This is a genomic window from Nocardia alni (genome assembly GCF_019038435.1).
In the GTDB taxonomy this organism is placed as follows: Bacteria; Actinomycetota; Actinomycetes; order Mycobacteriales; family Mycobacteriaceae; genus Nocardia; species Nocardia alni.
Map to the genome: position 1 here is coordinate 37,709 of NZ_JAGPOX010000037.1, position 23,618 is coordinate 61,326.

Here is a 23,618-nt window from a genome sequence, read left to right on the forward strand (position 1 = left end):
CATGCGTACACGGATCGATCACGCCGCGCTGGCATACTTGGAGCTAGCCGTGCACCGGTAACCACGGATCCGACAGTCGAGGGATGGCGATGGCACGCTCCGACGACAAAAGCCCGAACGACAACGTCCCCGAACAGCAGGGGGCCTTCCTGGGCGTCCCCTACGACTGGCGGCGCCCAACCGGGGCGCGCGCACTGTCCCGCATGTGGAATCCCGACGATCCGCGTCTGTTCACCCCGAAATCCTTCGGCTGGGGCTACGACCTGAACTTCTACCGGCTGTTGCACTGGCGCCGCCCCTGACGCCACCCCAGAGATCCGACTCGCCGGAATATCGATCCGCCGATTTCGGTTAGGTGGACATGGAAACCAAATAGGCTGGCAGTGGTTGTCACCGAGGACAGCTTCACCCTCCCGAACACGATCCGAAAAGGAGAACGCCATGTCCACACCCACCGGACTCACCCCGGGGACCTGGGTCATCGACCCCGTGCATTCCAAGCTCGGCTTCAGCGCGCGACACCTCATGGTCAGCAAGATCCGCGGCCACTTCAAGGACTTCTCCGGTCAGCTGGTCATCAACGAGGACGGCACCGCCCAGGCCGATGCGCAGATCCAGGTGGCCTCGGTGACGACCGACAACGATCAGCGCGACGCACACCTGCGGACCGCCGACTTCTTCAAGGCCGAGGAATTCCCGACCGCGACGTTCAGCTCGACGGGATTCCGGGTCAACGGGGACGACTTCGAGGTCACGGGCGATTTCACCATCCGCGGTGTGACCAAGCCGGTCACGCTGAAGGTCGAATTCACCGGCGTCAACCCGGGCATGGGCCAGGGCCCGGTCGCCGGATTCGAGGCCAGGACGGTCATCAACCGGCGCGACTTCGACATCAACATCGATATGCCGCTGCCCGACGGGGGCGGCGTCGTGATCGGCGACAAGATCACCCTCGAGCTGGACATCGAGGTCGGCCTGAAGGGCTGACCCCGACGGCCGCGTCGCCGGGGCTGAACACGTTCAGCCCCGGCAGATCGCCGAGTGTGAGTTGCCGCCGATCTGGTTGAACAGCCCGCGGGGCAGCAGAATGCCGTAGAGCGAGATGTCCAGGCTGCATACGGTCGCCGAGACGTAGGCGCCGTCCTGGCTGGCCTTGGCCGCATCGGCCAGGATCGAGGGCAGGTCCAGCGCCGCGTGGTCCAGCTTGTCCCCGTTGGTCAGCAGGAGGGTCAGCACGTCCCGGGTGTCGTTCTGTGCCACGGCCAGTTTCGGCTGGATCCGCGAGATCATGCGTTGCAGCGAATCCGTGCCATCCGCGATGTGCTCGGTCGAGGACAGCAGTGAGCTGCCCTGCTGGTAAAGCCCGCCGACCAGCGCCCTCGTCTGCGTCACCAGGGTCTCGAGCTCGTCGCCTCGCTTGGCCAGGCCCGCCATCACACCGGACAGGTTGGCGATGATGTCGGTCAGGATGGCATCGCGCCGCTGGAAATCCCCTGCCAGCGCCGCGGCCTGGGTGATGAAGGCGCTCAACGAGACACCGTCGCCCTGCAGCGCCTGGATCAGCGTGCTGGACAGATCGTTGATCTGCTGGGGCATCAGGTTCTCGAACAGCGGCTGAAATCCGTTGAGCAGGCTCGAGATGTCGAACGAGGGCTCGGTGCGCGCGAGCGGGATGGTCGCGCCCGCGGGCAGCTGCCCCGGATCGCCCTTGGTTCCCTGCGCCAGTGCGACGTACCGCTGGCCGATCAGGTTCTGGTATCGCACAAGGGCTTTGGTATCGCCGTACAAGCGTTGCCCGTGCTGCATCCGAAAACGCACGGTGGCAACGTATTTGTTGCCGGCCGGATCACGGGCCAGATCTATCGCGTCGACCTTGCCGACCCGCACACCGGCGATGCGGACGTCGTCGCCCGTGCGCAGCCCGAGCACATTGCTGAAGGTCGCGCTGTAGGTATCTGTCGGGCCCGACACATTGCGCGCGAGCGTATTCCATATCACCGCGGTCACCAGCACCGCCACCAGCGCGAACGCGCCGAATCCGAGCGCACTGCGGCGCAGCTGAGCCCGCGGGCTGTTGGACCGCACACCGGCTCGCGTCATCGGGCCGTCGAGATCCGGGGCATCCCCGTCCCTCCGGACGGCGGTATGCCGAGGCGGCAGCCCGCTCGAACAACGCGGGATGCCAACGGGTCGCGCAGACCCCATCGATACCGTACGAGCACAGCACGCCTCCTCGAACACGTTCGTGGAACCGGAATCACTGCCGACGATCCGGTACAGACAACACCATCGGCTACCGATTGGCAATCCTGGCGGCCCCGGGCGGTGTCGGCACGGACGGCATCCGGCCCTCCCGCACGCGCTCCGCAGGCACGGCCGGGCAATTTTCGCAGGCAGGGTGGGTCGTACCGCACCCAGCACGCCCGCAGGAGGTATTTTGCCTAACCACGCTCACCCACCCCGCCGGCTCCGCACGTTCCGCCGGCTCACCGTCCCCTCAGAGGTTGTCGCTCATGTCGGAGATCGCCCAGGCTCCCGCGGCCGAGCATCGAGCCGCACGCCCGCCCGCCGCGCGCATCGGATCCGTTGCGATGTGGGCGTTCTGCGTCCTCGTCATCGTGTGCGCCGCGGTCTTCTTCTCCCCCAAGCTGCCGCTGCGGTGGGTACAGGACGTGGTCGGGACCGGCGGGCTGCTGATGTCCCTGGCAACAGTGGAATTCGCACTCGCGTTCGCCGTCGGCCTGATGATCATCGTGCTGTCCTGGCAGGGTCGCGAGTGGTGGCGCCTGACGGTCGCCGTGCTCGCGGCGGCACTGGCGCTGGCGGTGGTGCTGGCGCCCTGGCTGGGCGCCTGGCGGACCGCGCACGCCGACGGCGACTCGGTGTCGTGGTTCTCCTTCTCCGACGACGGTCCACATCGATCCCCCACGCAGACAACGATCTTCGACACCATCGACGGCCAAGAACTGAAACTGGACGTCTATCGCTCGGCACTACCCGCCGCGGCCCATCCGGCGATCGTCTACGTGCACGGCGGCGGATGGACCGGCGGTGACCGCGGTGCGAGCGCACGCTGGTTCACCTGGCTGGCCACCCAGGGCGTGACCGTCTTCTCCATCGACTACCGCCTGGCTCCCCCGCCCAGCTGGGATGAGGCCACCGGTGATGTGAAGTGCGCCCTCGGCTGGGTGCGCGGGCACGCCGCGCAGTACGGGGTGAGCTCCGACGACGTCTCCGTCGCAGGCGATTCCGCCGGGGCCAATCTGGCGCTGCTGGCCGCGTACACGGTCGGCGATCCGCAGTTCCCACCCTCGTGCCCGGTCACCGAGGCGCCCGTACGCTCGGTGATCAGCCTCTACGGGCCCACGGATCTGCCTGCCGCGCTGAACGATACGAAGATGCCCGATGTGGGCAAGGATCTGCTCGACAAATACACCGGCGGCGACATCGACCAGTACCGCGATCACTATCTGGCCGCCTCCCCGATCCAGCACGTCGAATCCGGGCTCCCCGCAACATTTCTGGTGCAGGGCGGCAGCGACCATCTGGTGCCGCCGGATCAGGCGGACCGGCTTGCCGCCGCGCTCACCGCGGCCGGCGTGCCGGTGCAGACCCTCGACCTGCCGTGGGTCGACCACGGGTTCATCGGTCAATGGGGCGGATGGGGATCCCAGCTACTGCGGCCGGAACTGAGCCGGTTTATGCGGCAGCACGTGATGTGAGGCGTCAGGCCGCCGCGGACCTGGTCAGCCGCGCGCGCACCGCGTCGGCATCGGCCACGTCCACCACCACGCGGGTGAAGTCGGTGCCGGACAGCTCGATCCGCAGGCCGTCGCCCTGGAACATGGTGTCCCAGAACTCCTTACGGCCCTTACCGCGGAAGATTCCGGCTGCGATGACGCCCGGGAAGAAGGTGCCCGGCGTCCGTAGCCACGGCGGCCGCAGATCGACCTCGGCGGGCACGACGGCGGTGACGTTCGCCAAATCGAAGCTGACGTACTCACGTAGCGCGAGATACCGATGCGTCCCGCGCACATGCACGGTCACCGTCGTCCCCGCGACCTCGATCTCGACCATCGCGCACCTCACCTTCGTCGCCTTGCTGTCCTCGTCCAGCATGCGTGCCACGCCTGATCGGAGCCTGAGGCTTCGCTTTGTTTCCTCTCAGAATCCGCGTGGGCCGCAAGCAGTATTCCATGTTTGCCCTGAGTAAACTGCGTTATATGAAACTCAGCACACGCAATCAGCTCGAGGGCTCGGTCGTCTCGATCACCCGCGGCGACGCCATGGCCGTGGTCAAGGTTCAGCTCGCCGGCGGTGCGATCGTCACCTCGTCGATCACCCGGGATGCCGTGGACGATCTGGGCTTGGCGGACGGCAAGGCCGTGACGGTGTTGATCAAATCGACCGAGGTCGCCCTCGGCGTCAACTAACCAGCAGATAGCCATGCCGCCGAGATTCGCCGCGGCGGACGTCGTGGCGGGTCTCGCCGCCACTCATACGGTGGCGGACTCCTGCTCCCGCGGCCGACCCCGTTATTCTGTAAAAACGTGGCGGTGGGGCTCGCCACTTCCGACGACTCGGAACAACTGCGGTTCGCCGCCAACAGTCCCTACTTGACCAGCACTTTGATGATCGAGTAGGAGTCTGTCGTGACCGAAGTACGTCTTGCCGGCAGAGCGGATGATCCGAGCGTGAAAAACGCCTGGTGGCGCACCGATGGTCCGGTCTTCGCCGTCATCGCGCTGGGCGGTGGGCTGGGCGCGCTCTCGCGCTACGGTATCGCGCAATTGCTGCCCACGAAGCCGGGCCAGTTTCCCTGGGGCACTTTTCTCACCAATGTCATCGGCTGCTTCGCCATCGGTGTGCTGATGGTTCTGATCACCGAGGTGTGGGTCGGGCACCGGCTCGTGCGGCCCTTTCTCGGCGTGGGTTTCCTGGGCGGATTCACCACCTTCTCCACTTACGCGGTGGAGACCCGCAACCTGTTGCAGCCCGGCACGGTCGTGCTGGCGTTCGTTTATGCGGCGGGAACGCTTCTGGCCGCCCTGCTCGCCGTGCTGGCCGCCGTCACACTGGCTCGAAAACTGATGTTGCCCACACCGGTCACCGCCGTCGAGGCGATGGGAGACGAGCAGCCATGACCCTGGCTCTGGTTTTCCTCGGCGCGATCCTGGGCGCACCCGCTCGCTACCTCACCGACCGCCTCGTCGGCGCGCGTCATGACAGCCCGTTCCCCTGGGGCACCCTCACCGTCAACCTGGTCGGATGCCTGATCCTGGGCTCCCTCGCCGGCGCGGCCACCGGCGGCCCGTTGCTGGCGCTGCTCGGCACCGGCTTCTGCGGTGCGCTGACCACCTACAGCACCTTCGGGTTCGAGACGATCCGGCTGATGGAGCAGCGCCTCTATTTCTATGCGGTGATGAACGTGACGGTCAGCGTGATCGCGGGACTGGGTGCGGCATTGCTCGGGTACACCGTCGCCCACGCGCTGACCAGCTGAGGTATCGACACGGTCATCACGAATAGGTACGTATTCGCGCGCCGGGATTGCCCACGACACACCGGTCGGGAATGATTTTCCGAAACGGTTACAGCACTCTGGCAAGCGACAATGATGTGGCGTTGACGGAAGAGGTGCAATCGTGATGAGCAGCAAGCGTTTTCGCAAGGACCGTATTCGTAAGGGCGCGGCGCGACTGGCACTGCTGGCCGGTGTCGGTGCGGCGGCGATGATCACGGCCGCGCCCTCCTACGCCGCACCACTCTGGCCCGGCGGACCCAGAATCCCCGGCCCACCGGTCGCCGCGCCGGCGTTGCCGGCCGTTCCGGCGGTTCCGGGACTGTCGAACACCACCCAACTCTGGCCGAACGGACCGAGCGTCGGCCCCTCGGCCGCCGCCCCACGCTGGCCCGGCGGACCGGCCGTTCCCGGCGTGTCGGTGGTCGGCCCGACCCTCCCGATCTCCGCACCCTGTACCACCCCCGGCACCCGGGCGTGCCTGCAACTGTCGTCCAATCTGGGCTGGCTGATGGACAAGGGCCGGGTCGTCTTCGGCCCCACCCCGATCTCGCACGGCCGACCCGGCTACGAGACGCCGCCCGGCCTGTTCCACGTGGCGTCGAAGGACTGGTACCACTGGAGCACCATGCACAACGCCGAGATGCGCTACGCGGTGTTCTTCAACGGCGATATCGCCACGCACATCGGCCCGATCAACGAGAAATCCCATGGTTGCATCCGGATGACACCGGACGGCGCCCGCGCGTTCTACGACTATCTGCGCCCGGGCGACCAGTTCGAGGTCGTTCGGTAGGTATCTGAGCGAGAGGGTCCCGCTGCTCGGTAAGTGGGGCCCTTCGCATGTGGCCGGGACGTAGGTCGACTGGTTGACGGCGGCTACACAGAACTGTTCAGGGTCTCGCTTCGAAGGATCATCACCGGCGATCGATCACCGCGCCCGAACAGCGGATCGGTGGCAGATCAGCTGTCGCTTGGAGTGTCCTCGGCAGGCTTGGGCGCGGCGGGGCGGGATATGCGGATCACGCCGCTGTCGAGGTCCAGGTCCAGGCGCGGGCGGTGGGTTTGGCCGTCGCTGTCCTCGCCGCTCTCGTCGGTCAGTTTCTTGCCGAACAATTCTCCGAAGACGCCCATTCCCCCAGCCTAACCCGATCCTGGGAGTCGTTCGGGCGGGCTCGAGGGCCTGAAAACCCCGCAGGCCGAGAACCACGGAAACGCTGTGCCTCGTCGGTCCGTCTGGGATGGGGCTATGTCGCGTTGCCGTTGTCGGCGTCGCTCAGTTCGTCGGCGGCTTCGTTCTGGCCGCTGGCGATCGAACCGAAAGTGCTGGCCATACCGCTGAGCCCGGAGAACAGGTTGTCCCGGACCGCGAGATATCCCGAGCTGCCGTTGGCGAACTTGTGGCCGAACGAGTCGTTGCCCCAGGGGGCCTTGTTCGACATGGTCAGTGAATTCTGCAGTGTGGACAGCACATTGGTGATGCTGGTCTGAATATCGCTGGAATCCTTGGCCGCGGCGCGCAGCTCAGTCGGATTCACCTGGACGGGACCCGCTGTGGTCATGGCAGCTACCGATCCTTGTCTGCGATCAACGATCGCGATACGTCATTGTCGCCGGTGCTCCGTATACGCGGCGGCGTCGTGGGCGCCGGCGGGGCTTTCGGCAGGAAGTCCTCCAGATCCGGTGCGCCCTCGATGAATTCGGACAATTTCGGCAGCCGCTTCTTGCGTTCGAGCAGTGGTTGCATGAGTTCGCGACTGCGGGCCAGCACACCCTGCGTCGCGGCCTGCGCGGCCGCGGTCACGGCCTCGGCGATCTCCTCGTAGCTCAGGTCCGCGATGTTCTCGGCGAAGTGGGTCTCCACGACCATGCCGTCCGCGTTGACCGTCACCGAGATCCGCTTGTCACAGGCCTGAGCCGTGGCCGTCAGCTTCGAACGCTGCTGCTGCAACTCGGCGATACCTTGCATTTGAGCCTGTAGTCCGTCGAGCATCGTCGCCATATCCGCGGCCATTCGCTCATTGACCATCACACCTCCACCGTTGCCCCGACAGTCGGTTACGCCCAGTCCAGACCATCGCACTCCGGTGAATTCGCAATGTCACGTACGGAAATCCGACACGACATGCAACCAATCTTCGGTGGTCAGGATCCTGTCCCGTTGCCTGAATCGGTGTGGTGAGAGGTCAGCGTGAATCCGATATCGACCGATCCGACTCCCGCGCCGGACTTGGAGCCCGATCCGCCGGGATCCGTCCCCTCGGGATCTGTGCCGAAGGGGTCGGTACCGAACGGGTTCGTGCCGAAGGGGTTCGTACCCTGGGGATTGCTGCCGGTGGCGCCCGAGCCTCCGGGGCCGGTCCCTCCGCTGTCCGGTCCGGTTCCGCCGTCCGGTCCGGTCCCTCCATCCGGACCGGTTCCACCACCCAACCCGCCGTCCGGTCCGGTCGCCCCCGCGGGCACCCAGTCTGCGGCGGTCGGCGCTGTCGGAGCCTCGAACGGCCCCGGCAGCGGCTCGGGTTCGGGATGTCGCTTGGGTCGGGTCTTGGCCTTCATATCGGTGGCCTTGCCCAGGAAGTCCTTGTCCAGCATCTGCCCGCGTCGCACAGGCGGGGCTGCCGCCTTGGCCGGCTCGTGCGCGGGTTCGCCCCCGCCGCTGGCACCCCCGCCCCCACCTCGATGGCGTACAGGCGAGGATTCGTCGTCGTTCATGTCCAGCCACGACCGGCCGGGACCACGACCACCACGAGCACCGCCATTCACAGACTCGTCGTCATCCATATCGAGCCACGAATCATCCGCACCGCGGCCACCACGAGCACCACCGCTCACCGATGAACCATCGTCATCCATATCGAGCCATGAATCATCCGCACCACGACCACCACGAGCGCCACCACTCACCGACGAACCATCACCATCCATATCCAGCCACGAATCATCCGCACCACGCCCACCACGCGTGCCACCCGTGGTGGCCGAATCATCGCCCAGATCCAGCCAAGACTGTTCCTCGTTGCCCTGACGGCCACTGCCGGCCCCGCCGGACGTCGTACCACCGGCCAGCTGATCTTGGCCCCCGCCGGTCCCGCGCTGAATAACGGCCTGCGCCTCGTCACCGCTGTGCGACGAGTCGTCGTTCGTATCGAGCCATGCCCTGTCGCCTTGGCTCCCGGCACGCACTGCGCCGGTCGAATTCTGACCGCCCCGAGCACCCCCGCGCCCCACCGCGGTCGCGCTCGTGCCTTGCTGAGCACCCGTACGCGACGAACCCGGTGCGCCGGACCTGCTCTGTGTCACACCGGGGCCACGCACCGGTGCGGACGAACCGTCACCGCGCAGTGGTGTGCGCCCGCCGAGCGCACCGGATCCCGTCGTGCGACCGCCCAGGGGCGTGCTCTCGTCCTGCCCCCCGAGACCGGTTCGCTGCCCGCCGGCCGTACTCCCCAGTCCCCTACCGCCACTCGGGGTCGAATCGTCACCCATCTCGATCCACGACTCATCGCCGCGACCGGACCCACCTCGGCCGGCCGAGGACTCCTCGCCCAGGTCGAGCCACGACCGCTCATTCCCACCACCCGTGGTGTGCTCATCCTGCGCGCCCGACCGCACACCACCGGACAGATTCTGCTGATCCTGACCACCGGACCGCGTACCGCCGGACAAATTCTGCTGATCCTGACCACCGGACCGCGCACCGCCGGACAAATTCTGCTGCTGACCCTGCCCACCAGCGCGCGACCCGCCCACGCCATTCGCCTGGTCTTCGTTGCCGCCGGCGCGATTGTTCAGCGTCGTCTGATCCTGCGGTTCGCCGCCGCCACGCCCGCCGGTGCCGTTCGCACCGGACATCATGGCGTTGTCGTCGTGCCCCTCGGCTTCATCCCCCTCACGGTTCCCGCCGCCGCCTGTGCGGGTCCCGCCGGCGGTCACGGTCTCTCCCTCGCCCCCACCGGTGGTGGCAGCAGGCCGGGACGTGCGGCTCACCTTGTTCGACGGCGCCGACTTCGCCCAGGCGGTGGACCTGAAGTCCTGCTCGGTCTCGCCCGCGTCGTTCTGGCCCGACACCGCCGTCCGCTGGATGAAGGTGCCGCGCGCCGCGCCGACGATGCCACCGCGGGCCATACCGCCCACCCACCCCTGCGGGGAGGTGAACACCGAGGTGCCGTAGGCGGCCGCACCGACCATATCGCCGAACAGCGTGCTGACCGCACCGGAGACCACGCCGATCCCGGCGCCCCGGACCACCGAGCCGACCGGGTAGGTGAGGCCTCCCACCTTCCAGTTCATCTTGGCCAGGTCTTTGCCGAAGTACTTGTCGATCCCGTCGCCCAGATACCGTGCGGCCTCACGACCGGGCGCCGCGCCGGCGACCGACGCGGCCATCGACACCCCGAACTCCTTCCAGTCGAACCCGTGACGCTTACCGGCCGCCATCTGCCCGAGCTGCACCGAGCCGTCCATGAGCGCCGACGCCCCGGCGCTCTCCAGCGCCTTGATCGAGTACACGCCGAACCCCTTGGCGCTGGGCATGATCAGCTTGCCGCCGGTGACCAGCTCACGCCAGAAGTACCGGCCCTTCATCGTCGAGGCCCCGAGCTGACCCGCGAGTCGTTCGATGGCATTCTGAACGTAATCCTCGACGACCTTCAGCAGGGACCTGGTCGTCGTGACGGCCGCCGCCTCGACCGCCGGGGCGGTCGGCGGGAACAGCCAGGCCCACATGATCTCCATCGCGAGCCAGGCCAGCGACAGAATGATGGTGATCTTGGTCGCCTGCAGCTGGGTCCCCATGTCGAAAGCCGAGTTGTATACCTCGTCCAGCAGTTCGGCCAGCGCCTTGACCGACTTGTCGCCGGTGATCAGATCGTCGAACTTCGCGCCCATCGCGTCCGCACCCGAGCCCGCGGTATACGCCTGTTCAGTGTCCTTCTGGGCCTGGAGCACCTGCTGTTCCAGAGCGGCCAATGCGGTGGAGGCGGCCTTCCAGTCGTTGGCGATGCTCCACATGGCATCTTCGTCGCCGTCCGGCCAGCTCGATCCGGCGACCCAGCCCAGCCAGCGCAGCCCCTCCGGCATTTCCAGCGTCATAGCACCTCGATCGTTGGGATCCAGACCCGATCCGACCCCACCCGTGTCACCTCCACCTGCACACCTCTGCCATTCGAACCTCACCCGATGCGAGTGAATTCACGATGGCGTACACGGAAATTCGACAAGACCATCGATCGAGCGAATTCTCCGCGAACACTACGGCCGACTGTGCGCACTCAGTCATCGACAACGCGGCCCATCCGAGGGGACGCTGGGTTCCACTCCGGCCGCACGCTGCATTTTCATGGCCGAAGAGTCTGGTTTCCGATGAATCGGGCAAGAAAATGCAGCACCAGGCCGGTTCTGTCCAGCCGGACAGCTGCCCGCGCGGGAGACCCGGCTGAGAACACGCTGAGAACGCTCGCGGCCGCGACATGCCGATGGTCGATGATGGGAGGGTGAAACGGTTCCCGGCCTGGTTGCGCCCCTCGCGGTGGGGTGTGCAGATCCGGTCGGCGGTCGTGTCCGCTCTGATCGTCGGGGTGGTGCTGCTGGCCGCGGCCGGGGCGATGCTGGGCCTGCTGCGCCATTCGCTGCTCCGCGAGTTAGATGTCGCGGCCGACGTCCGCACGGGTCAGATCGCCGACGAGCTGCGGGCCGACGACGGCGACCATCTGCCCGATGGACTGCTGGCCACCGAACGCGAGGTGGCGGCCGTGCAGGTGCTCGGGCCGGACGGCCGAGTGCGATGGTCGTCCGCACCGAACCCGCGGGCAGAGCATCCGGCCGATCCGAAAACGCCGCTCACCGATCCGGCAGCCGTCCCGCCGACCGGACATGTCACCGGACTGCCCGCCGCCGACGGTTACGACGAGGATCTGCGGGTGGCCGCGCGCACCGTGCCGACCCCCTCGGGGACCTACACGATCCTGGCGGCCGCGAACAGCGAATCGGCCGAACATGCCCTTGCCGAGGTCGCGGGCCTGCTCGCGATCGGCGGGCCGGTGGTCGTGCTGACCGCCGCAGCCGCGACGTATCTGCTGGTCGGGCGCTCGCTGCGGTCGGTGGAGGCGATTCGGGCCCGGGTCGACCGGATCGGCGCGACGGCACTGTCCCAGCGGGTGCCCGTACCGCTGGCGCGCGACGAGATCGCCCGCCTGGCCGAGACGATGAACGAGATGCTGGCTCGGGTCGAGGCGGGTCATCAGGCCCAGCGGCGATTCGTCGGCGACGCCTCGCACGAACTGCGCAGTCCCCTGGCCACTCTCACCGCGGCGCTGGAACTGGCCCGCGACCGCCCGCAGGTGCTGGACCGCGACCTGATCTCCGGCACCCTGCTGCCCGAGGCGCAGCGCATGCGGCACCTGGTGGAGGATCTGCTGACCCTCGCGGCCGCCGACGAGGACCGGCTCGAATTGCGCATCGGGGAGGTCGATCTGGACGATCTGGTCGACGCGGAGGCCGCGGCGCTACGGCTGCGTGGCGACGTCGCGGTGCAGACCTCGATCACCCCGGTGCGGATCATCGGCGACCGGCCGAAACTGACTCGGACGCTGCGCAATCTGACCGATAACGCCGCCGCGCACACACGCTCGCGGGTCGCGATCGGCATCACCGAATCCGGCGACCGCGCGCGGCTCGTCGTGGACGACGACGGCCCCGGGATTCCGGCGGCCGACCGGGAGCGGGTATTCGGGCGGTTCGTGCGCCTGGAGGCCGACCGCGCCCGCTCGAGCGGCGGATCCGGGCTGGGGCTGGCGATCGTCGCGGAAATCGTGGCCGCCCACAACGGTACGGTCACCGTCGGCGAATCACCGTGGGGCGGCGCTCGATTCGTCGTCGAACTGCCCGTCCTCGGCCCCGTCGGGGTCCAGCAGCCGGTACCCGACCCCGCGTAGGGTCTCGATGCTGGTGCGGCCGAAGGGCGTATCGATCTTCTTGCGCAGGTAGCCTACGTAGACCTCGACGACATTCTCCGGGCCGTCGTAGTGCACATCCCAGACATTGCGCAGGATTTCGGCCTTGGTCAGCACATTTCCCTTGTGTCGCAACAGGAATTCCAGCAGGCCGAATTCACGGGGAGTCAGCGTCACCGCGACGTCACCGCGGTGGACCGAGCGGCGCGCGGGATCGAGCACCAGATCTCCCGCCGACAGCCGGGTGGGCTGCTGAGGGGCGCGGCGGCGCAGCAGCGCGCGCAGGCGGGCGATGAGCACCACGAAGGAGAACGGTTTGGTCAGGTAGTCGTCGGCGCCCATGTCCAGGGCATCGACTTGGTCGTAGTCGCCGTCCTTGGCCGTGAGCATCAGCACCGGGGTCCGCACATCCCGCGTGCGCAGCCGCCGCAGCACCTCGTAACCGCTCAGACCGGGCAGCATGATGTCCAGCACGATCACATCGAAATCGTGCTCGACCGCCCACCACAGCCCGTCGGTACCGGTCTCGGCGATCTGGACGAGGAATCCCTCCAGCTCGAGACCCCGCCGTAGGGTCTGCGCCAGCCGCGGCTCGTCCTCGACTACCAGCACACGCACCGAACCAGCATGCACCACCGCTCCGCCCTGGCCGAGCGCAGCCCGGGAAACAAGGGGCGGCTACACGCTGCCGCGCCGCCAAGCCTCGTCGTACCACCGATTCGGGATCGACCAATCCCAGTCCGGTTCGGGCTGATGCCGGTCACGCATGTACTCGCCGTATGCCTCGGCCGGGCCTACACAGCCGCCCAACGCGATGAGACCACACATGATGTGGTGCCACACTTCGGCTTTCGAGATGCGTCGTCGCATCGATACCTCCTGACCGGCCCGGGTCACTGCACTGCGGCGCGCCACCGGGACAAGATCAACTCACCCGATCGACGCGCCGTGTCGATCTTGACCCGTGCGCGCGACCCGCGGAGGCGCTTTGGCGGAAATACCCATCCGACCGGGATTCACACCTTCCCGATGACTTACCGGGGCATCATCGCCGACGTGGCGTCGGCCGGCTCTTGACGACGTTCTCCAGACTCCCTCTGGTCGAGACCGTATCGGCGTGGCCCGGGCCCAGTACCCGTTCGCGCGCGACGAGGGTCTGCTCGAGAATCGCCATGGCCGTCTGGCGGTGGCCCAGATAATGGTGGACGACGCCCAGGTTATTGGCCGTGACCAGGGTTTCGTGATGCTCCGGCCCCAGCGTGCGTTGACGATCGTCCAGGGTGGGCTCGATGACGGCGAGAGCCTCGGCGTAGCGGCCCATCCGGATGTAGACCAGACCGAGATGGTGCCGGCTGCACAGGGTGTCGTGATGGTCGGAGCCGAGGGTGCGCGTGCGGATATCGACGTTGCGGATCTCGAGCGCGACGGCCTCGTCATAACGCTCGACATTGGTATGGGCGTAGGCGACGGCGAGTTCGGCGCGTGTGGTCACGGTCGCCGCGTCCTCGGGACCGAGCACCCGCTCCCGGGCGGCGAGGGTCTGTTCGAACAGCATGACCGCCAATTCGCTGCGGCCCGTCTTCCGGTAGGCGAGGGCGAGATCGTGACGGGAGATGAGGGTATCGGGGTGATCGGGCCCGAGCGCGCGCTCCTGCGCCGCGAGATTCTTCTCGTCCATCGCCGCGGCCTTCTCCGCCTGTCCGGACCGTCGGTACGCCCCGGCGAGTTGGCGGCGGGCGGTGAGAGTGTCGGCATGCTCCAACCCCAGCGTTCTCTCCCGGTGGGCGAGCACCCGCTCGTGCAGTTCCGCGGCGTCACCGTGCCGTCCGACCTCGGAATAGGCCAGGGCGAGCGAGTGCCGCACCAGAACGGTGTCCTTGTGCTGGAGGCCGCGTTGTTGTTCGCGGACCGACAGCAGCCGCTGGAGCAGCGGGATCGCGTCCTTGTGACGACGCAGCCTGGTGTAACTGAACGCCAGGACCAAACGGGCCATATCGACCCCGTCGTGATCCGAACCGAGCCGGCCCTCCCGCTCGGGGAGTACGACGGTCAGCAGCGGGATGACATCGGCGTCGCGGCGGACGAGCCCGTAGGTCAGGCCGAGGTGGAAACGCGCGTCGGACGCCTCGACGCCGGCGGGGCCCTGCACCCGGACAGCGACATCCAGTGCCTGTTCCAGCAGCGGTATCTGTTCCTCCCAGCGTTTGGGCTTGCTGTACGCGTTGATGAGGCGGCGGCGCGCGACGACGGTCTGGGGATGGTCCGGGCCGTCGTGCTCTTCGTGGTCGGCCAGAACGCGGCGCAGCAGGACGATGGTGTCCTCCACCCGATCGTCGAGGGTGGAATACGCCTCGGCCATGCGCGCGCGAGCCAGCCGGGTCTGTTCGTCGTCGGCGCCCCGGACGCGCTCGTTCACCGACAGTGCGTGCTCGAACAGCGGCAACGCCTCCGCCGACCGTCCGGTCCGGTGCAGGGAGACGGCGAGATTGAGGCGGATATCCGCGGTATTCGGATCCTCCGCGCCGCAGTGCAGTTCGAAGCCGCGCAGGGTGTGTTCGAGTATCGGTATCGAGTCCTCGAACCGGTCCATCCACTGATAGCAGGACCCGAGATCCGAGCGCGCCCAGTCCAGATCCTCGTGCTCGCTGCCGAGCAGCCGCTCCAGATCGGTGATCAGGCTTTCGAACAGGGGTGCGGCCTCGTCGCGCCGTGCGGCGCTGAAGTACTGCATCGCCTGGTACCGGCGCGCGGCCAGGGTTGTCGGGTGATCGGCGCCCAACCTGTGCCACTGGTCGGCGACGCATCTGCCGAACAGGGCTACCGACTGCCCGTATCGGTCGGACTGCGCATAGACGGCGCACAGATGTTCCCGCGCGGCCAGGAAGTCGGGATCGTCGGAGCCCAGGAGGCGCTCGCTGTCGGCGACCGTCCGCTCCAACGTCGCGACCGCCTCGTCGAACCGCTTACCGGATCGCAGCGTGCGAGCCAGATCGCCACGGGCGATGATGGTCCGCCGATCGCCGGGGCCCAGCTCGCGTTCGGCCTCCTCGAGCGCGGTCTCGTAGAGACGGATCGCGGAATCATGGTGTCCGGCAATGTGGTAGGCGACCGCGAGGTTGTTCCGTGCCTGCGCCGCCTCGGGGTGCAGCGCGCCCAGCATGCTCACCCGGTCGGCGAAGACGCGCAGCAGATCGGCGATCTCCGTCGCGTCCGGGAGCGTGGCGGACTGCTCGGACACCGACCTCGCCCGGGCCGATTCGATCGCGGAATCCAATGTCGCGGTGGCGCCGAGCCTTTCGCGGATCACCCGCGCCAGTCGCGGGTGCATCAGCACGGTCCGCCTGTCCACCGAGTACAGCAGCAGGGCGCCGCGCAGGCAGTCGTCTATCGCCCTTTCGACCTCCTCCTGATGCACGGCGCCGCGATCGTCGGCGAACGCGGGCTCGACCGGGGTATGGTCCGGAGCGCCCTGATCACCTACCAGCTCGTACAGCACGGTCCGTGCGACGGCGTGTGCGGGTTGCACCGCCACCGTCGCCAGTACCCTTGCGATCAGGCCGCTCTCGTCCTCGAACGAGATCGTCTCGAACGCCAGCGCGAGGGCCGCGTCGACACCGCCGGAGTCGAGGAGTTCGAGGTATCCGGCATAGTCCACCCGCCGCGCCTGCTGAAATCGGCGCAGCCGAATCGTCGCCGCCGCCACCGCAAGCCCCAGCGGCAGATCACCCAGCGCCTGGGCCACCGTCTCCGCGCCCGCGGCGTCGTTCAGCTGCGCCCGCCTGCCCAGAAAGGCCACCGATTCCGGCCGGGCGAACGGCTCGACCGGCACCGCCTCCCCGACCGGCGCTGCGGCGCCGCCGTTTTCGATGACGATGACCTGGGCCGCCCCCGGCGGGGGCAGATAGCGTGCCACCAGACCGGGATCGGCGGAGTGGTCGAATACGACCAGATTCGGGCCTTGGCGCGCGGCCAGTTCGGCGTACAGTTCGCGCACCGAGCCCTCGGCATCGGCATCGGCGAGATCGGTCAGCTCGAGCTGCCGGGCGATCCCCAGCAGCCCGGTGAGCAATTCCGCCTCCGTGCGTGCACTCACCCAGCCGACCACGCCACGATCGCCCGCGATCACCTTCCGGGCACAAGCGGCCGCGATCTGCGTACGCCCCACTCCCCCGGTACCTTCCGGTGCTGTCAGCACCACCACGGACCGCTCCAGCATGCCGCGCACCCGCGTGACGATCTCCCGATCGACGAAACCGATCGGCTCGTCCGGTATGTCACCGATCACCAACGCGCGCGAATCCGCCTCCGCCATGGTCATGGACCGCCCCGTTTATGTTGCTCTCGCCGAATACGTGCCTCACGTTATACCGCGCACCACCGACAGCCCCCAGGCATGAAGCCACGGCATTACCTGTTCGGCCCAAGGCTCGCGGAGACACGCTGGCGCAGGCGATTCGCCTTGGGGTCGTCGAACTCCGCAAGGAGGGAGCGAGCCTGGATCCAGCACGGCCGGGCTCCGTCGGCGTCATCCGAACGGTGGAGATCATCGCCCAGATGCGCCAAGGCGCAAGCCCATAGCCACCGGTCGCCGAGTTCACGCTGAGCGGCGACCGCCGCGCGATGGAAGGCCGCCGCTTCGCCGGGTCTGCCCAAATCCCGGTACACCTCGCCGGTGCCGTCCCACGCCTGCGCCTCGCGGCCGCGATCCCCGATCTCGCGGTGCAGCACGACCGCTCGCTGATACGACGTCAGGGCATCGCCCTGCTGCCCCAGCGCTCGCTGTACCGCCCCGAGCTCCAATGTCCAGCACCCCTCCCACATGTGGTTACCGTGGTTTCGGGCGATCTCGACGGCCTCCCGCGCGGCCCGCACCGCCTCGTCCAGGTCGCCGAGTTCCCGCGATGTCATGCTCAGCAGCCACAGCGCATTTCCGATCCCGGATTGCTCCCCGCGCCGCCGGTATGTCACCAACGCGGAGCGGATCAATGCCTGCGCCTCACCCAGCCGATCGAGGCGGAAATACGCCTCGGCGATATTGACGGTGACCACCGTCTCCCACATCGAATCGCCGAGCCCGTGCAGCAGATCACGGCACTGCTCCAGGAGACTCAGCGCCGTGGCGAGATCATGCTGCCGAAAAGCCAGGAGCCCCAAGCCGTTCAGCGACATGGCCTCGCCGAACCGGTCGCCGATCGCGCGCCGGATCGACAGGGCCGCGCGATGATGTGCCGCGCCCTCGTCCAGCCGGCCGGACTGGGTGTAGGCCATCCCCAGGCTTTCCAGAACCTCGGCCTCCCCGGCACGGTCCGGCACACGCCGGGCGGCAGCGAGCGCCGCATGCCCGGTGATCAGCCAATCGTCGAATGGGTTCTCTCCCATATAGATACTGCGCAGGGTGATATGGAGCCGCCACGCCAGGCTGTCCAGCCCGGCGGTCGCCGCCGCCCGAACGGCGGTGACCACGTTGACGCGCTCGAGGGCGTACCAACGGGTCGCCTGTTCGGCCGTCGCGAACGCGGCGGGTGCGGCGGCGGTCCAGATCCGTTCGGGCGACTCGTCCGGCTGAAGGGGCACATGCGATTCCATCGGGCGCACGACCGCCTGCATCGCGTCCATGCTGAGCAGGTACCAGAGCAGGACGCGCCGCCGAGCCGCCGCCCGGGCCTCCGGCGTCTCCGCCGCGGCGGATTGGTCCAGCGCGTAAGCGCGCAGCAGATCATGGAACCGATACCGGTCCGGGGCATGCTGTTCGATCAGGTGCGCACCGGCCAGGACGTCCAGTAGGTGGCGAGCCCGGCGAACGGGTAGATCGGCCAGGGCCGCGGTCGCGGCGGTACCGAATTCGGGCCCGGGGTGCAGGCTCAGCACACGAAAGAGATTCGCGGCCTCGACCGGAAGCGCCCGATAGGACCAGGCGAACACCGTGCGCACATCCGTTTCCGACTCGGGCCCCGAACCCAGCGCGTCCCAGAGTCCGGATTCGTCGCGCAGATCGGCGATCAGGTCGGCCAGCGGCACGTGCGGCCGGGCGACGGCACGGTCGGCGGCGATCCGCAACGCCAGGGGCAGCCGCCCGCACAGGCGAGCCAGTTCCGCCAGCTCCTGGGCGTCGTCGGCGACCCGATCGTCCGAGGTGACGGTTCGCAGCAGGGTCACCGATTCGTTCTCGCTCAGCACGTTCAGCGTCAGCCGTTTCGCACCCGCCCGCACCGCCAAGCCGGGGAGATCGCTGCGGCTGGTCACGACGACCAGGCACCCCGCCGTACCGGGCAGCAGGGGCAGTACCTGGGCGGTCGTCGCCGCATTGTCGAGGACGACCAGCATCCGGCGCTCGGCGAGCAACGACCGGAACAGGGCGGCTTTGTCGGCGTGTTCCGCCGGAATCCGGGCAGGCACGGTGCCCAGCGCCCGTAGAAAGCCGTCGAGCGCCTGGCCGGGGCCGACCGGATCTCCCGGATCGTAGCCCCGAAGGTCGATATACAGCTGACCGTCGGGAAATCTGTCGCGTACCCGGTGCGCCCAATGCAAGGCCAGGGAGGTCTTGCCGACACCTGCCGTTCCGGTGATCACCGATATACCGCAGACGAGCGGCTCCTCGGGATTACCGGCCAGCAATTTGTCGAGCCGGGCGAGTTCGGCGAGCCGGTTGACGAAACCGCGGACATCGGACGGTAATTGCCGTGGCGTGGGATCATTCGGTTCTCGTGATCCATGAAAATGCACGTCGCCGTGGACATCGCGGGCCTGCACGATATCGCCGCCCGAACCCGAGAGTTCGGAATGCGTGGAGCCGCCCGCGGAATTCCCGTGCTCGTCATCCGATCCGGTCATATCGCACCGCATCGCGAACCGCCACCCCGAACCTCGTACACCATAATTCAGGCAGCCCCAGGTGGTGCAAGGCCGACAACTCGCCGCTGAAAGAAAGCGCGAACATCCTCCCCCTCGGCGTACAGACTCCGCATGAATTCCATACATCGATCGTAGATTTCGGTATCGATATATCTGTTGGCGCCTATGAGCGTGCCGGTTTCATCATATCGGAATTCATAGACAGTGTCCGTGCCGACGGTCAACAGTTCGGGCACGATCTCGGCCGACTCGAATGGCGCGACAATCTCCGGGCCGATCACCCGGATCCTCTCGCCGTATTGCGCTCGCAAGGCCAGCAAATGAAGTTCCCATTGCACATACGGAGCAATCGGCTCGGCGACGACGCGTACCCGATAGAGGTCGACACCCATAGCGACTGCCTCGCCCTGCTGTTCGGCCAGACTCGCGCGCTCATCCTCGAGCAGGCGCAGCGACCGCCCCCACTCACCCCGATCGAAGGCCTCCCAGCTGACGAACTGCGGATCGCGGAAATGCTGTAGACGTTCGAGCTTCCACGAATCTCGTCCACCGGGCGCGGTAAAGCGCTTGTTGTAGTCCACATGCATGTCGTCCGCTGCCAGGAATTCGCTCGGCCGACCGGCCAGGAGATCATGCATCCGGAATATCCCGCTTGGCGGCGATTATGGTCGCGCGCGGAATGATCACCAGGCGCTCGTCGTGATAAATTGTCACGTCATCCGGTAAACGGGCCGTATAGGCATCTGTCAAATCCCGGCCGATCACCGCGATATCACCGTTGTCCAGTTCCCAGATGTCGGGGCACGAATCACGTCCTCCGGTCTGCCCCAACTCCTTCGCCGACTTACCCAGGCGTCGAGACATCGACGCGGCGGGATCGGCTTCCCACCTGCGTTGCATGGCCACCCCTTCATGCGAAGCATGTCGCGTTCAAAGGATCAATTGTATAGCACGCCAACACAATTTCTCTCCTCGAAGTGCTTCGTAGTACCGTCCGCGCACACCTGGATCCGGTAACGTCGAGACGTCGCTTACGCGAGAGGGGTTTGCTATGACTGAACCACTGCGGGTTGTTCTCGCCTCGTCAAGAGCCGATGGTCTGTTAGTTCTCCTCGAAGCGTGCCAAAGGTCCGGAAATCACCCCGCGGCATGTGTTGTGCCCCGTTTTGCTGCCGACGATTCGCGAATAGTCCGCTCGATACCGACCGGCCTGGACTCGGTATTCCCCGCTGGAAATGATGAACTCGCCGAGGCCCTGTCCGGCTTCGCCGCCGACATAATGATCTGTCATGGATTTCCGTGGCGCCTGTCCGAAGAAGTTCTGCGGACCGTGCGGCTGGGCGTCCTCAACGTCCACACCTCCCTGCTTCCCCGGCATCGCGGACCCATGCCCGTGCATTGGGCCTTGCTACGCGGCGATACCGAGACGGGCGTGACGATCCACCGGATGGACTCGCGCTTCGATTCCGGTCCGATCGTGGCGCAGCGCGGTGGCATACCGCTGCCGGACGAGATCGACGACGACGCGGCCGACGGGCTGATCAGAGACTTCGACGACGTCGCGCGCGAGCTGGTGGCGGTCGCACTGGCACGAGTGGCCGAGGGGTTCGCGGGCACGCCTCAGAACGAACAGGACGCCACCTACGAATCCGCGATCGGCGACGAGCTGGCGTCGGTCGACCGGTCGAAAACGGCGCGCGAGATTCACAACCAGGTCCGGGCTCGCCGGTTCGGCATCTACGACCCACCCGGACCGATCGCCGAACTGGATGGCCGGCGGATCTCGCTGTTGCGTACCAGCCTGCGGCCCGCCGACGGGATGGAGATCCGCTGCGCCGATGGCTCGCTGTGGATTACCGAGTTTCTCGAGCTGGATCCCGTCGACAGGCGGAGGCAGGCGCTGATAGCGAGGTGAGACGCGCCCCCGCGTTACCGAGACGCGGGCGCCGCGACGGCCTCGCCGACGAGTTCGACCGAGCGCACGCGGTCGTCGATGTCGGTGGCGTGGTGGGCGAGGATGAGTTCGTCCGCGCCGATCTCGCCGGCGAAATCCTCCAGGTACGCGCGCACGTCCTGGGCCAGGCCCACGGCGGTGTACTTGGTCATCGTGGTGAGGTGACGACCGTTGGGCGAGACGAGAAACGCGTCGATCTCCTCGTCGGTGAAATCCGCGCCGCCCGCGCCGCGCCGGATCATGGACCGCGCCCGGGCTCGATACGCGACCGCGCGCTGTTCGGCGGCGGCCTCGTAGGTATCGGCGGCGAAGACGTTGACACCGGCCATCACGTACGGCTCGGCCAGCTGCTCCGAGGGACGGAAGGTCTCGCGGTATACCTGCACCGCCCGATGCAGCAGATCGGGAGCGAAGTGCGAGGCGAACGCGTAGGGCAGGCCGAGCTGCGCGGCAAGCTGCGCGCCGAACAGCGAGGACCCCAGAATGTACAGCGGCACAACGCCTTCCGCACGCGGTGTGGCCTGCACGCCGGGGATGCGGGTGTGCCCGGTCAGATAGCCCTGCAACTCCAGCACGTCCTGGGGGAAGGTATCCGACGACGACGGGTCACGACGCATCGCGCGCATGGTCGTCTGATCGCTGCCCGGGGCGCGGCCGAGCCCGAGATCGATCCGGCCGGGAAACAGGGTCTCCAGCGTGCCGAACTGCTCGGCGATCACCAGCGGCGAATGATTCGGCAGCATGATCCCGCCCGAGCCCAGCCGGATGCTGTCGGTGTGCTCGGCGACGTGGCCGATCAGCACGCTCGTGGCGCTCGAGGCGATCGTGGCCATGTTGTGGTGCTCGGCGTACCAGACTCGCCGGTATCCGGCACGCTCGGCGGTCTGGGCCAGGGTGACGCTGTTGGCGAAGCTTTCCCGCGCGGTCTGCCCGGGTGCGATCGAGGCGAGATCGAGGATGGACAGGGCGGGAACGGTCCAGGGCATGCGTCGAGGCCTTTCGGGATGCGGATACTGCCGGGTACAACGCCGCAGCGCCGTGCGTACATTCCGGACGGCGCCCGATCCCCGCGCTTACCGGCCGAGCGCCGCGAGAATGGCCCGCGCCTGATGGTCCGCGCCGAGCTGATTGGGATGGAACGGCACCGCCGGCCCCGGTGGATTGCTGGAGAACGGGATCAGGCCCTCGACCCACCGCACACCCGGGGGCCGACAGGAGTCGTGGCCCACACTGCCGCGGTAGGTGTCGACGAATCGCACGCCCGTCCGCGCCGCCACGCGGGCCAGCATGGCGTCCAGTTCGACCAGCTTGCGGCCGATCCATCCGGCGTCGGTATCGGAGATCGGGATTGTCGGGAAGCAGCCATGGGTGGTGCCGATGCCGTCGAGGTAGTCGACCAGCAGGATGCGCGCATGCGGGGACCGTTCGCGGATGCCCTCGATCGTCGCGGCCACCTTCGGCTCGGCCGCGGCGATCCGCGCGGACATCAGATCCACGCCGCCGGGTACCCACGAGGCCTGGCACGGCGACACTTCCGGGTTGACGGTCAGGCAGTCCTGCACCGCCGCCGCAAGACCCGCGTCGTTACCGCCGATCTCGAGTGTCACCAGATCGGTTGCGGGACCGAGGCGGTCGAACTGCGGCGGATTGACGCCGCCGAGTGGGGCGTTCTGGCTGCCGGTCATATTCCCGGTCTCGGCGCCACCGCAGGTCGCGTCGCGGAAGACCGGGATGCGCAGTGCCGCGGCCACCTGCTTCGAGTAGTCGCGGGCGCTCTGCACACAGCCCGGCGGCGCGTACTGGCCGCTGATCTGCACCAGTGTGGCATCGGCCGCCCAGGAATCCCCCAGGGCCACATACTCGCCGAAGGCCGGCGCCGCCGATGCCGTCCCCGGCCATCCCATCGCGATTGCCGCACAAGCGCTTACCAATAACGCGCTCTTCCGCATCGTGCACTCCTCGGGCCCCGACCCACGTTCAACCTGGCCAATTGTCCAGTCGCGGAAATGATACCGATCAGTCATCCCCGTGGCCCCGAAACACGCGGCGTTCAGTCGCCGACGATATTCCAGTCGCTCGGCCGGCCGTCCACCGTCGGATCGTAGAGGACGACGAACCAGAATCGTTGCGGCGCCGACAGCGGGAACGGGCCGACGGTCAACTCCTCGGAGGTGTAGCGGTCGCTGCTGTTCATGCGGACCCAGGTATGCAGACCACCGTTGCCGCGCCACTTCTGGAATACCGAACGCGACGGCTTGGCGGCCATGATCACCGAAAGCAGCGGCAGCGCGTCGAGTTCGGCGACCGAGGATACGAAGCGCAGGACACCTACCTCATTCAT

At 67.4% G+C, this 23,618-nt stretch carries 24 protein-coding genes; 9 read left to right on the forward strand and 15 right to left on the reverse strand.

The genetic code is table 11. The annotated features are described in order from the left end of the window. Positions 1 to 83: 83 nt before the first annotated feature. Positions 84 to 302, forward strand: a complete 219-nt coding sequence (locus JZ791_RS16450; protein ID WP_254205803.1) for a DUF5808 domain-containing protein — start codon at positions 84 to 86, stop codon at positions 300 to 302. 139 nt (positions 303 to 441) lie between these two features. Next, entirely contained in the window at positions 442 to 987 is a 546-nt protein-coding gene (locus tag JZ791_RS16455) for a YceI family protein (RefSeq protein ID WP_216895765.1), read from the forward strand. 33 nt (positions 988 to 1,020) lie between these two features. Here JZ791_RS16455 and JZ791_RS16460 read toward each other — a convergent pair whose 3' ends face one another. Further along, positions 1,021 to 2,100 (reverse strand): MCE family protein, encoded by a 1,080-nt coding sequence (locus tag JZ791_RS16460; protein WP_216895766.1) that lies wholly within the window; start codon positions 2,098 to 2,100, stop codon positions 1,021 to 1,023. A 413-nt stretch (positions 2,101 to 2,513) separates the two neighbouring features. Between JZ791_RS16460 and JZ791_RS16465 the strand changes: the two genes are divergently transcribed. Then, positions 2,514 to 3,722, forward strand: a complete 1,209-nt coding sequence (locus JZ791_RS16465) for an alpha/beta hydrolase (protein WP_216895768.1) — start codon at positions 2,514 to 2,516, stop codon at positions 3,720 to 3,722. 4 nt (positions 3,723 to 3,726) lie between these two features. Here JZ791_RS16465 and JZ791_RS16470 read toward each other — a convergent pair whose 3' ends face one another. Further along, positions 3,727 to 4,119: a hypothetical protein gene (locus JZ791_RS16470; protein ID WP_254205812.1), complete on the reverse strand. Its 393-nt coding sequence runs from the start codon at positions 4,117 to 4,119 to the stop codon at positions 3,727 to 3,729. Positions 4,120 to 4,223: 104 nt separating this feature from the next. Between JZ791_RS16470 and JZ791_RS16475 the strand changes: the two genes are divergently transcribed. The 4 genes from JZ791_RS16475 (at position 4,224) to JZ791_RS16490 (ending at position 6,317) form a co-directional block, all read left to right on the forward strand. Next, complete coding sequence (locus JZ791_RS16475) at positions 4,224 to 4,433, forward strand: TOBE domain-containing protein (protein WP_216895770.1); 210 nt, start codon at positions 4,224 to 4,226, stop codon at positions 4,431 to 4,433. Between the two features lie 219 nt (positions 4,434 to 4,652). Then, the gene (crcB, locus tag JZ791_RS16480) at positions 4,653 to 5,144 is read left to right on the forward strand and encodes a fluoride efflux transporter CrcB (protein WP_308162949.1); all 492 of its coding nucleotides are present in this window, start codon (positions 4,653 to 4,655) and stop codon (positions 5,142 to 5,144) included. After that, positions 5,141 to 5,503: a fluoride efflux transporter CrcB gene (gene crcB / locus JZ791_RS16485; RefSeq protein ID WP_216895772.1), complete on the forward strand. Its 363-nt coding sequence runs from the start codon at positions 5,141 to 5,143 to the stop codon at positions 5,501 to 5,503. Before crcB (JZ791_RS16480) ends, crcB (JZ791_RS16485) begins: the two co-directional genes overlap by 4 nt. 145 nt (positions 5,504 to 5,648) lie before the next feature. Further along, positions 5,649 to 6,317, forward strand: a complete 669-nt coding sequence (locus JZ791_RS16490; RefSeq protein WP_254205804.1) for a L,D-transpeptidase — start codon at positions 5,649 to 5,651, stop codon at positions 6,315 to 6,317. Positions 6,318 to 6,484: 167 nt separating this feature from the next. On the opposite strand, the gene JZ791_RS16495 is transcribed toward JZ791_RS16490, so the two are convergent. The 4 genes from JZ791_RS16495 to JZ791_RS16510 all read right to left on the reverse strand — a co-directional run bounded on the left by JZ791_RS16495 (position 6,485) and on the right by JZ791_RS16510 (position 10,612). Then, positions 6,485 to 6,655, reverse strand: coding sequence for a hypothetical protein (locus JZ791_RS16495; protein ID WP_216895774.1), 171 nt, complete (start codon positions 6,653 to 6,655; stop codon positions 6,485 to 6,487). A gap of 113 nt (positions 6,656 to 6,768) precedes the next feature. Next, positions 6,769 to 7,083 (reverse strand): hypothetical protein, encoded by a 315-nt coding sequence (locus JZ791_RS16500; RefSeq protein ID WP_216895776.1) that lies wholly within the window; start codon positions 7,081 to 7,083, stop codon positions 6,769 to 6,771. Between the two features lie 5 nt (positions 7,084 to 7,088). Further along, positions 7,089 to 7,550: a YbaB/EbfC family nucleoid-associated protein gene (locus JZ791_RS16505; RefSeq protein WP_216895778.1), complete on the reverse strand. Its 462-nt coding sequence runs from the start codon at positions 7,548 to 7,550 to the stop codon at positions 7,089 to 7,091. 116 nt (positions 7,551 to 7,666) lie between these two features. Beyond that, positions 7,667 to 10,612 carry a WXG100-like domain-containing protein gene (locus tag JZ791_RS16510; protein ID WP_216895780.1) on the reverse strand — a complete coding sequence of 982 codons (2,946 nt, stop codon included), beginning with the start codon at positions 10,610 to 10,612 and terminating at the stop codon, positions 7,667 to 7,669. Between the two features lie 401 nt (positions 10,613 to 11,013). Between JZ791_RS16510 and JZ791_RS16515 the strand changes: the two genes are divergently transcribed. Beyond that, on the forward strand, positions 11,014 to 12,453 hold the full coding sequence (locus JZ791_RS16515) for a sensor histidine kinase (RefSeq protein ID WP_438804527.1): 1,440 nt from the start codon (positions 11,014 to 11,016) through the stop codon (positions 12,451 to 12,453). Here JZ791_RS16515 and JZ791_RS16520 read toward each other — a convergent pair. The 6 genes from JZ791_RS16520 to JZ791_RS16545 all read right to left on the reverse strand — a co-directional run bounded on the left by JZ791_RS16520 (position 12,367) and on the right by JZ791_RS16545 (position 20,229). Continuing rightward, the gene (locus JZ791_RS16520) at positions 12,367 to 13,089 is read right to left on the reverse strand and encodes a response regulator transcription factor (protein ID WP_216895782.1); all 723 of its coding nucleotides are present in this window, start codon (positions 13,087 to 13,089) and stop codon (positions 12,367 to 12,369) included. The genes JZ791_RS16515 and JZ791_RS16520 overlap by 87 nt on opposite strands. Before the next feature lie 60 nt (positions 13,090 to 13,149). Beyond that, a complete protein-coding gene (locus JZ791_RS16525) occupies positions 13,150 to 13,341 on the reverse strand; it encodes a hypothetical protein (protein ID WP_216895784.1) in 192 nt (63 codons plus the stop codon). 175 nt (positions 13,342 to 13,516) lie between these two features. Further along, a complete protein-coding gene (locus tag JZ791_RS16530) occupies positions 13,517 to 16,789 on the reverse strand; it encodes a tetratricopeptide repeat protein (RefSeq protein WP_216895786.1) in 3,273 nt (1,090 codons plus the stop codon). A gap of 89 nt (positions 16,790 to 16,878) precedes the next feature. Next, positions 16,879 to 19,302 (reverse strand): ATP-binding protein, encoded by a 2,424-nt coding sequence (locus tag JZ791_RS16535; RefSeq protein WP_216895788.1) that lies wholly within the window; start codon positions 19,300 to 19,302, stop codon positions 16,879 to 16,881. Between the two features lie 47 nt (positions 19,303 to 19,349). After that, entirely contained in the window at positions 19,350 to 19,961 is a 612-nt protein-coding gene (locus JZ791_RS16540) for a DUF6879 family protein (RefSeq protein ID WP_216895789.1), read from the reverse strand. Next, positions 19,954 to 20,229 carry a hypothetical protein gene (locus JZ791_RS16545; RefSeq protein ID WP_216895791.1) on the reverse strand — a complete coding sequence of 92 codons (276 nt, stop codon included), beginning with the start codon at positions 20,227 to 20,229 and terminating at the stop codon, positions 19,954 to 19,956. Before JZ791_RS16545 ends, JZ791_RS16540 begins: the two co-directional genes overlap by 8 nt. A gap of 145 nt (positions 20,230 to 20,374) precedes the next feature. Here JZ791_RS16545 and JZ791_RS16550 point away from each other — a divergent pair, with 145 nt between their 5' ends. Continuing rightward, positions 20,375 to 21,238, forward strand: coding sequence for a methionyl-tRNA formyltransferase (locus tag JZ791_RS16550; RefSeq protein WP_216895793.1), 864 nt, complete (start codon positions 20,375 to 20,377; stop codon positions 21,236 to 21,238). Between the two features lie 14 nt (positions 21,239 to 21,252). On the opposite strand, the gene JZ791_RS16555 is transcribed toward JZ791_RS16550, so the two are convergent. The 3 genes from JZ791_RS16555 to JZ791_RS16565 all read right to left on the reverse strand — a co-directional run bounded on the left by JZ791_RS16555 (position 21,253) and on the right by JZ791_RS16565 (position 23,618). Then, complete coding sequence (locus JZ791_RS16555; protein WP_216895795.1) at positions 21,253 to 22,263, reverse strand: LLM class flavin-dependent oxidoreductase; 1,011 nt, start codon at positions 22,261 to 22,263, stop codon at positions 21,253 to 21,255. Between the two features lie 87 nt (positions 22,264 to 22,350). Next, positions 22,351 to 23,226 (reverse strand): SGNH/GDSL hydrolase family protein, encoded by an 876-nt coding sequence (locus tag JZ791_RS16560; protein ID WP_216895797.1) that lies wholly within the window; start codon positions 23,224 to 23,226, stop codon positions 22,351 to 22,353. Between the two features lie 101 nt (positions 23,227 to 23,327). Continuing rightward, a complete protein-coding gene (locus JZ791_RS16565) occupies positions 23,328 to 23,618 on the reverse strand; it encodes a hypothetical protein (RefSeq protein ID WP_216895799.1) in 291 nt (96 codons plus the stop codon).